16 protein-coding genes are annotated in these 11761 nt (G+C 49.3%); 13 read left to right on the top strand and 3 right to left on the bottom strand.

Going from position 1 to position 11761, the window contains the following annotated elements; translation table 11 throughout:
• Positions 1–2 precede the first annotated feature (2 nt).
• The 6 genes from M8332_RS00820 (at position 3) to M8332_RS00845 (ending at position 5134) form a co-directional block, all read left to right on the top strand.
• A complete protein-coding gene (locus tag M8332_RS00820; RefSeq protein WP_252780276.1) occupies positions 3–1376 on the top strand; it encodes an acetyl-CoA carboxylase biotin carboxylase subunit in 1374 nt (457 codons plus the stop codon).
• Positions 1363–2202: an acetyl-CoA carboxylase carboxyltransferase subunit beta gene (locus M8332_RS00825; RefSeq protein WP_252780277.1), complete on the top strand. Its 840-nt coding sequence runs from the start codon at positions 1363–1365 to the stop codon at positions 2200–2202. Before M8332_RS00820 ends, M8332_RS00825 begins: the two co-directional genes overlap by 14 nt.
• Positions 2195–2965: an acetyl-CoA carboxylase carboxyltransferase subunit alpha gene (accA, locus tag M8332_RS00830; protein WP_252780279.1), complete on the top strand. Its 771-nt coding sequence runs from the start codon at positions 2195–2197 to the stop codon at positions 2963–2965. Before M8332_RS00825 ends, accA begins: the two co-directional genes overlap by 8 nt.
• An 81-nt stretch (positions 2966–3046) precedes the next feature.
• Positions 3047–3814: an enoyl-ACP reductase FabI gene (fabI, locus tag M8332_RS00835; RefSeq protein WP_252780280.1), complete on the top strand. Its 768-nt coding sequence runs from the start codon at positions 3047–3049 to the stop codon at positions 3812–3814.
• Positions 3815–3817: 3 nt separating this feature from the next.
• Entirely contained in the window at positions 3818–4573 is a 756-nt protein-coding gene (locus tag M8332_RS00840; RefSeq protein WP_252780282.1) for a biotin--[acetyl-CoA-carboxylase] ligase, read from the top strand.
• A 21-nt stretch (positions 4574–4594) separates the two neighbouring features.
• Positions 4595–5134, top strand: a complete 540-nt coding sequence (locus M8332_RS00845; RefSeq protein ID WP_252780283.1) for a TetR/AcrR family transcriptional regulator — start codon at positions 4595–4597, stop codon at positions 5132–5134.
• Positions 5135–5226: 92 nt separating this feature from the next.
• On the opposite strand, the gene M8332_RS00850 is transcribed toward M8332_RS00845, so the two are convergent.
• On the bottom strand, positions 5227–5430 hold the full coding sequence (locus M8332_RS00850; protein WP_041817938.1) for a cold-shock protein: 204 nt from the start codon (positions 5428–5430) through the stop codon (positions 5227–5229).
• Between the two features lie 246 nt (positions 5431–5676).
• Between M8332_RS00850 and M8332_RS00855 the strand changes: the two genes are divergently transcribed.
• On the top strand, positions 5677–6375 hold the full coding sequence (locus M8332_RS00855) for an NAD(P)H-dependent oxidoreductase (protein ID WP_252780285.1): 699 nt from the start codon (positions 5677–5679) through the stop codon (positions 6373–6375).
• A 2-nt stretch (positions 6376–6377) separates the two neighbouring features.
• A complete protein-coding gene (locus tag M8332_RS00860; RefSeq protein ID WP_252780287.1) occupies positions 6378–6560 on the top strand; it encodes a hypothetical protein in 183 nt (60 codons plus the stop codon).
• Positions 6561–6609: 49 nt separating this feature from the next.
• Here M8332_RS00860 and thiD read toward each other — a convergent pair whose 3' ends face one another.
• Positions 6610–7413 (bottom strand): bifunctional hydroxymethylpyrimidine kinase/phosphomethylpyrimidine kinase, encoded by an 804-nt coding sequence (thiD, locus tag M8332_RS00865; RefSeq protein WP_252780288.1) that lies wholly within the window; start codon positions 7411–7413, stop codon positions 6610–6612.
• Between the two features lie 100 nt (positions 7414–7513).
• Between thiD and M8332_RS07185 the strand changes: the two genes are divergently transcribed.
• Positions 7514–7639: a hypothetical protein gene (locus M8332_RS07185; protein WP_274706348.1), complete on the top strand. Its 126-nt coding sequence runs from the start codon at positions 7514–7516 to the stop codon at positions 7637–7639.
• Between the two features lie 20 nt (positions 7640–7659).
• On the opposite strand, the gene M8332_RS00870 is transcribed toward M8332_RS07185, so the two are convergent.
• A complete protein-coding gene (locus tag M8332_RS00870) occupies positions 7660–8115 on the bottom strand; it encodes a hypothetical protein (RefSeq protein ID WP_252780290.1) in 456 nt (151 codons plus the stop codon).
• A gap of 101 nt (positions 8116–8216) precedes the next feature.
• Between M8332_RS00870 and M8332_RS00875 the strand changes: the two genes are divergently transcribed.
• From M8332_RS00875 to M8332_RS00890, 4 genes are all read left to right on the top strand, one after another.
• Positions 8217–8921: a ribonuclease H family protein gene (locus tag M8332_RS00875; protein WP_252780291.1), complete on the top strand. Its 705-nt coding sequence runs from the start codon at positions 8217–8219 to the stop codon at positions 8919–8921.
• The gene (locus M8332_RS00880) at positions 8911–9483 is read left to right on the top strand and encodes a sugar O-acetyltransferase (protein ID WP_252780293.1); all 573 of its coding nucleotides are present in this window, start codon (positions 8911–8913) and stop codon (positions 9481–9483) included. The genes M8332_RS00875 and M8332_RS00880 overlap by 11 nt, the downstream gene beginning before the upstream one ends.
• A 155-nt stretch (positions 9484–9638) precedes the next feature.
• Positions 9639–11228, top strand: a complete 1590-nt coding sequence (locus M8332_RS00885; protein WP_289847034.1) for a BCCT family transporter — start codon at positions 9639–9641, stop codon at positions 11226–11228.
• 85 nt (positions 11229–11313) lie between these two features.
• Positions 11314–11760, top strand: coding sequence for a universal stress protein (locus M8332_RS00890; protein ID WP_252780295.1), 447 nt, complete (start codon positions 11314–11316; stop codon positions 11758–11760).
• The last annotated feature ends 1 nt before the right edge of the window (position 11761 follow it).

Here is an 11761-nt window from a genome sequence, read left to right on the forward strand (position 1 = left end):
AGATGATAAAAAAGGTTTTAATTGCCAACCGGGGTGAGATCGCCGTCCAGACGATTCGAGCCCTCCATGAGCTTGATTTACAGGCCGTGGCGGTCTATTCCACCGCGGACCGGGACAGCTTATTTGTCGAACTCGCGGACCAAGCGGTTTGCATCGGGAGTGGTCTACCCCAGGATTCTTATTTGAACATGGGCGCCGTCCTCGATGCCGCCGTCCTAACCGGGGCAGATGCCATCTTTCCTGGGTATGGTTTTTTGGCTGAAAATAGTGAGTTTGCCGAGTTGTGCCAGGATTATGGTATCAAGTTCATCGGACCAAGTGCCCACGTGATTGAGTTGATGGGGAACAAGGCGAATGCTAAGGCCACCATGCAACACCTCGGCGTACCGACGATTCCAGGCTCTGATGGCTTCGTGGCTTCCCTGGACCAGGCCCAACAAGTGGCAGCCCGCATTGGGTACCCGGTGATGCTAAAAGCCGCGGCTGGTGGTGGTGGCAAGGGGATTCGCCAGGTTAATAACCAAGCCGAACTGGCGACCTCCTTTACCGAAACCAAGCGGGAAAGTCAGCTTTCGTATGGCGATGATCGCTTATACTTAGAAAAAGATTTATCCGATGCCAAACACATCGAAATGCAGGCGATTGCCGATCAACATGGGCACGTGGTTTATTTCCCCGAACGGGATTGTTCCTTGCAACGCAACCACCAAAAAATCATTGAAGAATCGCCCTGTTTGCAACTAAGCGACCAGGAACGGGCAACAATGGGGGCTGTGGTCACGAGGGCTATGAAGGGGATTAATTACGAAAACACGGGGACCTTTGAGTTCCTGATGGATCGTGACCACCAGTTTTACTTCATGGAAATGAATACCCGCCTGCAGGTCGAACATACCATTACCGAAGAAGTGGCCGGCGTGGAACTGATTAAAGCGATGATTCAGGTCGCTGACGGAGAGAATTTGCCGTTTCAACAGGCTGACTGTGGGGTACATGGCTATGCCCTCGAGTGCCGCATTAATGCCGAGGCCCCAGCCCGTAATTTTCAACCCTGTGCTGGAAAGATTACGGCGCTCCACTTCCCCGTGGGGACGTACGGAGTGCGCATTGACGCGGGGGTCGAAGCTGGGAGTGTGATTTCTCCGTTTTACGATTCGATGATTGCTAAAATCATCGTGCACATGCCAACGAAGACCCAAGCGGTACGCAAGCTCATTCGTGTGCTACAAGAATTTCGCATTGACGGAGTTGAAACGAACCGTCAGTTTTTACTTGATTTGCTGCACGATCAGCACTTTCAAACGGGGGATTTTAACAACCTCTACATTGAAAATGTCTTTTTGAAAGATTGGATGAAACAACATGGAGCAAAATAACGCAAAGCAGCCAAGTCCCGCGGAGTTACAAAAACGCATGGAACAAATTCCAGACGTGTGGACGAAGTGTCCCATTTGTGGGGAAATGATTTATAAGAAACACTTGGATCAATTCAAGGAGTGTCCTAACTGTCATTACGGGTTCCGGTTAGGGGCGCAAGCGCGAATTGCGTTACTGTGTGATGATTTTCAACCGGTTAACGACCAGTTACAGGCGCCCAGTAAATTTCAAGATCCAAAATACCAACAAAAATTACAGCAAGCCCGCGCCACAACGAAACTAAATGAAGCGGTCTTAACTGGAACGGGCACGATTGCGGGGCAGCGCGCGGCAATCGGAGTGATGGACTGGCGGTTCATCATGGGGAGCCTCGGCACCACGACTGGGGAGTTACTCGCCCGGCTCTTTGAATTAGCAACGAAGGATAACCTCCCGGTGGTGATTTTTACCGCCTCGGGGGGCGCCCGCATGCAGGAGGGAATTGAATCCTTGATGCAGATGGCGAAGGTCTCAGAAGCGGTCGCTGAACACAGTCGGGCCGGCTTGGTCTACATTAGTTACCTCTGTGATCCGACAACTGGGGGCGTGACCGCTAGTTTTGCGATGGAAGGGGATTTGCTCCTGGCAGAACCGCATGCCTTAATTGGGTTTGCGGGTCGGCGAGTTATTGAACATACAATTCAACAAATCCCTCCCCGAGACTTTCAACGAGCAGAAACATTGTTAAAGCACGGCTTCTTAGATGCCATCGTGCCCCGGCGGGAAATGGTAACAACGCTCGGACAAATTTTAGCGATTCACGAAGGTGGTGATTGGCGTGGCTAAGACAACAGCCTTTGACCGGGTGTTACAGGCTCGGTCACAGGATAAAATTAGTATCCGGGATCTCGTCGCTGGACTCACGGATAATTTTTTGGAGTTACACGGTGATCGCGCCTATGGTGATGATCCGGCCGTCTACGGCGGGATTGGCCAACTGCAGGGTCGTCCGGTTACCATCGTGGGGATTCGGAAGGGTGATGACCAAAAGAGTGCCGCTGACGTCCACTTTGGTTCTGCGGAACCAGACGGCTATCTCAAGGCGCTCCGTCTGATGAAGCAGGCGGAAAAATTTCACCGCCCGATCATCACGTTGGTGAACACCCCCGGAGCCTATCCCGATGTGGAAGCTGAATACCACGGGCAGGGCTACCTGATTTCGCAACTAATCCTGCAGGGGATGCAGCTGCGGGTGCCCTACGTTTCAATCATTGTCGGCGAAGGGGGTAGTGGGGGCGCCCTTGCCCTCGCGGTAGGAGATACCGTGTGGGCGTTTGAAGAAAGTATTTATTCGGTCTTATCGCCGGAAGGTTACGCCACGATTCTTTGGAAAGATTCGAGCCGGGTGCAGGAAGCTGCCGAGGTTATGAAGCTCACCCCAGAGGATTTATTGCAACAGGGGATTATCGATCAGATTATTCCAGAAGTTCGGACTGATTCGCAAATCGAGCAGTTAAAAACCAAATTATTTGGTAAAATAGAAGAGATAAGTGCAATGTCGACAACCGAAATGCTCCAAAAGCGGTTCGCTCGGTATCGTAACTTTTAATTGAGGGGCTAACTAATGGGATCTACCTGTTAGTTAGTTTTGTGTTTTTTTAATTAGAAATTGAAAGGATGACCAAGAACCATGGCTGCTAACTTATTAGAAGGTAAAAAGATTGTCATCATGGGAGTGGCAAACAAAAAAAGCATTGCGTGGGGTTGTGCCCAAGCGGTTGCTGCGCTCGGTGGTCAAGTAATCTTGACCTATCAAAACGAACGGATGAAACAGAGCTTATCCCGCTTTGTGGCTCCAGAGACGCCGATGTTTGAGTGTGATGTTGCAGAAGATCAGAACGTTGAACAAACTTTTTCTGCCATTCACGATCAGTTTGGCAACATTGACGGGGTAATCCACGCGATTGCTTACGCCGACAAAGAAACGCTTCAAAACGGTGTGATTAACACCAAAGAAGCTGGTTTTAATCTTGCCCAGGATGTGAGTGCTTACTCCTTAATCTCGGTAACCCGTTACGCCTCAAAGATTATGAACAATCCGGGGAGTATCGTGACGATGACTTACATGGGTTCCACTTACGCGATTCGGAACTACAACATGATGGGAATTGCGAAGGCTTCCTTGGAATCATCCATGCGGTACCTAGCCGTTGAACTGGGTGACCAAGGGATTCGGGTCAACGCTGTTTCGGCTGGGGCCGTTCGGACCTTAGCCGTAACGGGAGTGAAAGGACACGGGGAACTGCTGAAAGAATCAGAGGCTCTTACCACGGACGGCAAGAGTGTGTCGAAGGCCGAAATCGGGAATACGGTGGCCTTCTTGGTTAGTGACCTAGCAACTGGAATCACCGGTGACGTGATTTACGTTGATAAGGGAGTGCACCTGTTTAACACTTAGCTCATGACACTAAATAAGCAACTGTTAGCAGCGACAACCGGGTTGCCGGTCAGTCATCTGCATCTGTTTACCCAAGTTGATTCGACGATGACCGTGGCGGAACAAACTAAAATGACGGGGTTTCATTTAATCGTGGCGGAGCGGATGACGGCGGGTCGCGGGCAACGGGGACATTCGTTTACAGCCCCTCAGACGGGGATGTACGTCACCATTGTCACGCCCGTGTTACCCCCGTTTTTAACGCAACCGGGATTACTAACCATGGGAGTGGCAGTGGCTACCCACCAGGCCATTGCCCGGGTCTTACACGTGACCACCCAGTTAAAGTGGGTTAATGATTTGTACTATCATGACCACAAGGTGGGGGGGATTCTAGTCGAGGTGAAAAATAATTCCCACAATCAGCCCGAAAATTATCTGATTGGGATTGGCTTGAATTTGGCGCCCCACCGGTCGTTAGCGACGGTTCAAGCTACAGCGCTAACAACTGATCTGCACGCCCGTGATCAGTTAATTGCGGAAGTCTACCGCCGGGTTGTGGCGTTTCTGTGTCAGCCCAAGGTTCAGACGGTGCAAACCCTATATAACCAACACTTGTTGTGGCGGAATCAAGTGGTTCAGGTGACCGTAAATCACCACCTGTATCAGGGCTTAATTCAGGGTCTCGACCAGCAACTAAGGTTAGAACTGGTTGATCAAGATGGGGACTTGCACCAGCTCACGGCTGAGGCCGCGAGCCACTTACGTCCAGTTCGGTAATCGCCGGAGGAGGAAGGGATTTTGCATCCAAAACGAGAAAAAAAGCGGGAACAAACCCGGCAGCAAATTATTTCGGGACTGTTAGAGTTAATGCTCGAAAAACCCTACGCGGAAATCACCGTGAAGGAACTCTGCAAGCAGGCCAAGGTCTCTCGGATGACCTTTTACCGGAATTTTCATACGAAGGAAGAGGTGATTGAGGGGCAATTTGCGATGGTCTACGCAACTTTCATCCAACGCCTGGTGGCCCAAAAACGGTTTGCCTTTTACGACGTAGCGACGACCTTCTTTACCCTCATTAAGGAAAACCAACTGATGATGGAGGCCCTGGTGCAAAACAACCTGACGAACCTCCTCTTAGACGCTCTGACTAACTACGTAAAAACGTTGATTGAACAGCAAATTTTGATTACTCGGGAACAGTCCTCTCATTTTTTAGTGGCCATGATTTCTGGAGGATTAACCGAAGTGATCGTGGTGTGGACGAAGAATGGGATGCAGGAACCGGTGGAAGAGCTGGTTCTGTTTGCATCGAAGTACATGCATTTAAAGACTAATTAAAAAGGCACCCATAACGGGTGCCTTTTTTAATTGCTCTGTGAAAAAGAAGCTACAAAAAAACACTCACAAGTGTGAGTGTTTTTAAAAGTTAATTAACCTTCAACGGGAGTAACGTTAGCAGCTTGTGGGCCACGGTCGCCATCTTCAACGTCTAAAGTAACTTTTTCGCCTTCGTCAAGGGTTTTGAAACCGTCCTTGTTGATAGCTGAGAAGTGAACGAATACGTCACCATCGTCAGTTGTAATAAAACCGTAACCCTTGTCAGCGTTAAACCATTTAACAGTACCTTGCTTCATAATATGAAACCTCCATAAAAAAATATATTTAATGTTGCTCTAGTTTGAATCTAATAAGGAAGTCATTCTATATAAAACAAAACAAGAAACCTTAAAAACTCGAAACCTATCACACATTGGTATAAGTATAACATGGCACCTGGGAATGTCAACCACTATTCCACATTTTTTGGAGAACCGAGCAGGGTGCTTTACCGGCTTACGCGAAAAAAGTACAATAAAAGCTAACGAAACGGAGGGAACAAAGTGAAAACCTTAGTAATTGTGGCTCATCCCGAATACGCAGATTCGAGCACCCAAGCTTTTTTAAAGCGGGGGCAGGCAGGGTTAGAAAACGTAACGTGGAAACGGTTAGACTCCAGTCAGTGGCCGTTAACAGTTGCTGCGGAACAACAGGCACTGATTGCAGCGGACCGGGTGATTTTCCAATTTCCTCTATACTGGTATAGCGCACCGGCGCTACTGAAACAGTGGGAAGACGACGTGTTAACCCGGGCCTTCACCTTTGCTGGTGAACGGGGTTGTTTAGCCGCCAAACAGCTTGGAATCGTTACCTCGTTGGGCTCGGCTGAACAGGAGTTTCAGGCAGGTGGGACCGAGGACTTTAGCCTGTCGGAAATTCTGACACCCTATCGGGCCATCGCACACCGCGCTGGGATGCAGTTTTTAAAGCCATTGGTGATTGACCAGTTTGGCTACCAGTCAGAGGCGGAACAGGCCGAATTATTGATCAAGTACCAGCAGTATCTAACTGCTCCGCAACCATTGTCCTTTGAGCAACGCGTGGCCTGGTTAATTCAGCAGCTCAAACGGTGGCAGACGACACAACCAGCAGAACGACAGCAACGCTTAGCGTTGGTGATTAACCAACTAAGCGCAAATCAGGAGCATTTAGATGACCTTAAGGATCAGATTAAATTGATTCGTCAAGCAGAGGAGGGCTAGCAATGGAAACCGAACGGTGGTTATTAGAAACCCTAACTGAGTTAGAGGCGGAGGCGGGACCACTGCCTGTGACGACCAGTGCCTTACTGGCAGCGACCCGGGCGGCCGTAACACAGCAGGCGCAACGAATTGACCAAGCCGAAGCGGAACTGGATGGACGCATCTGGAGTCCAGCGCAGTGGTAAATAAAAATCCCACGAAAGTGAGCTGCGTAGCTCTGCTTTCGTGGGATGGTTAAGAAGTCGCCCAGTGATTAATGGGTCCAAACTGATGGCCCACGTTAATTCCGTTCTTAATGCAGGCATCCACGTAGGCCTTCGCGTTTCGAATGGCAGTTTCAACGGAGTGACCGAGTCCAAGTTCAGCCGTGATGGCGGCCGACAGGGTGTCCCCCGTCCCGTTTTTATGGGTGGTTTTGTAGTATGGTTCTGTGAGTTCAAAACTAGTTCCGTTTTCAAGGAGGACGTAGTCGGTAACGGTCGTCTGGTCAGCTTGATCATGGCGGCCCTTCACCATTACGTTGCGAGCGCCCAGTTGTTGGAGCTGATGGGCTGCTTGGGCTTGAAAGTCCGGGGTCTTTGGATCGATCCCAGTTAGTTTCACGGCCTCAAAGAAATTGGGCGTGAGGACTTCAGCCAGCGGTAAGAGGCGCTTGACTAACGTTTCAAAGGCAACCTGTTCTAACAACTGGTCCCCGTGCTTGGTGATGATGACCGGATCCACCACGAGGGGACCAAAGTCGTACTTTTCGTAGTTATCGGCCACCGTGTTAATAATGGTAGCGTCCGCTAACATTCCGGTTTTAGCGGCCCGAATGTGGAAATCAGTCGCGAGGTCGTGGAACTCCTGACTAATGAAGTCAGCGCTCATGTTAACTCCAGCGTGAATCCCAAAGGAGTTCCCTGCAACACAGGCCGTGATGATGGTTGCCCCGTACACGTGCTTGGCAAAAAAGGTTAACAGGTCGGCTTGCATGCCGGCACTACCATCACTATCGCTACCGGCGATGGTGACGACCTGGGGATAATCGTTGAGCATAAAGGCTCCGCCTCCTTGAAGAAATTTGATTTTTTCACGTTGGGTGTATTATAATACAAGGAGCTGTTATTTGTAAGTCTAAAGTAAAGGAGTGTTCATCATGAGAATTTGTCATCCAAATGGTGTCCAAGGTCGGCGACCAATTGACCAGAAAAAACGCAAAAAAGAACAAAAAAGAGTAGCAGATTTACAAAAGTTCTTGAAACAAAAACCTGCTGAAAAGTAAGTAAAAAAGGGAGTTACGCCTTAACGCGTAGCTCCCTTTTCTTTTTTGGCTTTCGTAGCCTTCACAATTTCTTTTTTCTTCAATTTTGACATGGCCCGCAGTTGGTCTTTCAACTCGTTAATTTCTGCGGCGTGACTCTCTTTCCACTTCGCAAAGGAATTACTTGAGTCCGTATCCGCCGGTTTTAGCCCGGTATTTAACCAAAACATTGCTTCTGAAAGGCTGTTAAAATTCCGTAACCAGAGCGTTTGGCCGTTTTCAGAATCAAAGGCAACGTAGGAACGGGGCTTCTTTTTCAGAAACGTGTGCCGTCTAATTTTAAAAGCTTCTCTTTTTCTGGTTAAATAGTAATCAGGTAAAATAAAGCTTCCAGCGGAAATTAATTGAGGAAAACGTTCATTGCGTTTGGCGTGTCGATCGCGCAACATTTTCATGGCTTGATCAGCCGTGATTAGTTCGATATTAAGCTCAGACATTATTATTCTCCTCCCACTTATACTATTATTTTTACATAAAAAGCACGTCCTGCAAAGGATTTAGACTGATTAATTATAAATTACCACAAAGGAGTCTCGTGATGACTAAAGCAAAAAAATATTACGCTGTAAAACGAGGGCGCCAACCAGGGATTTATTCCACTTGGGCGGCTGCGAAGGCCCAAGTAGAGGGATTTTCGGGAGCTCAGTATCGGGGGTTTGCGGACCAGGCAGCGGCTCACCAGTATCTAAATGACGCTGAGGCGCCCCATCCTACGACACCAACAGCAACAACCAGTTCCGCTCGGCCGACCATCGTGGTCTTTACGGACGGCGGTTCGCGCAATCACGGCAACGTCGCCGGCGGGCACGTGCAGGCCAGTGATCCAGCCGCCTGGGCCTATCTAATCGACTATGCGGGCCGGCAACACGCCGCCTCCGCTGGTGAGTGGGGGGTGACTAACAACAAGATGGAAATCACCGCCCTGGTAAAAGCGTTACAATGGTTGCGAGCGCATGATTTTCAACGCGAACAGGTGGGCGTTGTTTCGGACTCCCGGTACGTGTTGAATGCGATTCAAAAGGGCTGGTTAGCGGGCTGGCAACGGCGTGGTTGGAGGCGAGCAGCCGGGGAACTGAAAAACAAGGAGTTGTGGCAACAGCTTGCCGCTTTACTCACTGAGTTCCCGCACCTGCAATTGGCGTGGACCAAGGGCCATGCGACGAACCAGGGAAACGTGTACGTTGACGAGCGCTTGAACCAAACGATGGACCAAATGGAAAGGGAGCGGGCACATGACGACTGAACGAGCTAAGATGACGGCGGGAGAAGCCTTCAATCAGTTTGACCCGGAACTAATCAAACGGCGGCTTCTGGTCCGCCAGCAGTTACAAACCATTAATAATACTCCAGATAATGAAAAGCGAAATGCGCTGGTAAAGGAGTTACTGGCCGCGACGGGACCGGAATTTTTTGTAGAAACTGACCTTCAGTTTGACTACGGGTTCAATATCTACATTGGAAATAACTTTTTTGGCAACTATCACCTGACCCTCCTAGATTCGTGTCCCATTCGGATAGGGCAAAACTGTTACATCGGGCCGAACTGCGGCTTGTACACGAACATCCATCCTTTAAACGCCCGTGACCGGATTCACGACGTGGAGCTCGGGGCGCCGATTACGATCGGGGATAACGCCTGGCTAGGGGGCGGCGTCACGATTCTTCCTGGGGTCACGCTCGGCCAAAACGTCGTGGTGGGGGCCGGCGCGGTGGTCACTAAATCGTTTGGTGATGACGTAGTCCTCGCGGGTAATCCGGCGCGGGTGCTCAAAACAATTGATAATCATGATTTAACTGAACGTTAAAAGTGTTATAATCAAATAAAATCATTCAGATGATGGATACCGCTATGAGGTTCGCTTTTCGATCACGCTAGCGGTATTTTTTGTGAAATAAAAGCCGAACCGCTTTCTGGAGGAACACCATTTTTAACCATTTCAACATTAATAAGTTCGTATTTATTCCCACCATGGTTATTTTTGTGGTGGCGGCAGTCATTTTAATTGCCGGTGGTCAGCCACTGCAGGGTGAGTTAGCTACTGCATTGACCTGGATTACCAAGCAGATGGGGTGGGCTTATATGATGGTTTACATCATTAATTTCGTGTTCTTTTTGTGGTTGATTTTTAGTAAGTACGGTTCGATTAAACTAGGAGAGGCCACCACTAAACCCCAGTACAGTAGTTTGCAGTGGGGAAGCATGGTGTTTGCCACCGCAATTGACGCTAGTATTTTGATGTTGAGTATGGTGGATCCGATTCGCTACGTCTCCCATCCCGCCTTTGGCATTCAGCCCTTTTCAACAGAAGCCTATAATTATGCCCACATGCTCGGTCAGTTTGACTGGGGGCCGATGGCTTGGATGATGTTTGCCCCGGCGGCCGTTGCAATTGGCTATATTTTGTTCGTGAAGCACACCAAGGTCCAACGTCTGAGTACGGCAATTAATTTTTTGCAGGGGAATGCTAAGTGGCAGTATGTCGGGCGGCAACTGGTCGATTTTTTAGTTGTCTTTGGGATTATGGGGGGCGTGGGCTCCTCCGTCGGGATGGAGCTTCCAATCATCTCAAATGTCTTAAGTGGGCTTACCGGCTTACCGGATAACATGGCACTCAAACTCGGGCTGTTTGCCATGTTGTTTGTGATCTTTGCTTGGACCGTCTGGCACGGCTTAAACGGTGGGATTGACCGCTTAAGCGACATGCACATCTGGACGGCAATCATCTTCTTAGCGTTCGTTCTGTTGGTCGGACCAACGATTTACATTTTAAGTTCAGAAACTAACAGTCTGGGGCTCTTAACCAGTAATTTTGTGCGGTTGAGTACTAACACGGTGCCCAATGGAACTCCAGACATTGCTAACTCCGAAACGATTTTTTACTGGGGGTGGTGGTTATCGTACATGCCGGTGATGGGACTGTTTATCGCCCGCATTTCTAAAGGGCGGACGATTCGCCAGGTCTTACTTGGGATGCTCATGTACGGCTCCGCTGGTTGTTTGAGTTTCTACGCCATCCTTGGAGGCTACTCTCTGTGGCTGCAAAAAACCGGCACCGTGAACCTGGTGCACATCTTGAATGTCCACGGGCAAGCAGCGGTGATTACCGCGGTCCTCGGGACGTTACCTGTTAAAGGGATTGTGTTTGCCGTCTACTGCTTATCGTGCTTTATCTTTCTGGCGACCACGATCTCTTCGTCGGCCTACATCGTTTCGTCGTTTACGAGTTTGCAGTTGAAGGATAATCAGGATCCCAGTCAGGTCAACCGGATGACGTGGGTCGTCGTCTTTGTCCTCTTTGCAGTCGGAATCGTGGTTGTAGGGGGCTTTACCACCATTCAAACCTTCTGTGCTATTGCCGGGTTCCCGTTGATGTTTGTCTGTCTCATGATCCTGGTCTCGATTTATCACATGGTCAAAACGGATGAGGGAATCGTGCTTAAGGCCAAGGGGATGGAAGACCTGCGGGTCGAAAAGAAAAAGGAAAAAATGCGCCGTGTGCGGGCCCAACACATGATTTCCAAGTTAAACACGCATGATGATGTCGACTGATCACGGGCATGTTACTTGGAGTTGCAATTTGCCGAGCTTAAAGGCCAGTTTCATGCTATGATATTAGCGAAGGGAGGTGAAGAAAATGACGGAAGTAGAACCATTGGCGTTCAAACGCATCTTATTGACAATTGATGCTGACGATCCTAGTGCGAACGAAGCCGCATTACGCTACGCGGTGACCCAGGCCAAGACGTTTCACGCTGAACTCGGGATTTGTTCGGTATTAGAGGGTGATGACATCAACATTTATGATTCTCTGACACCGAAGAAATTAGACGAGAAGCGGGCCGCCTTAAACCAGGTGATCGATCACTATGTCACGATGGCTGAGGACTTTGGCGTTAGCGATGTGACCGCGATTGCCAGTGAAGGTGGCGACATTGATGATGAGATTCTCGACACGATCATTCCGAACTTTAAACCGGATTTGTTAGTGTGTGGGGCCGATAAGGATGGCGAACATCATTTTTACAGCATCAGTGTTAAGTTAGCGAAGAAGGCGAAGATTTCGGTGATTGTGGTCCGGTAAT

This window comes from Fructilactobacillus ixorae, assembly GCF_024029915.1.
Taxonomy (GTDB): Bacteria; Bacillota; Bacilli; order Lactobacillales; family Lactobacillaceae; genus Fructilactobacillus; species Fructilactobacillus ixorae.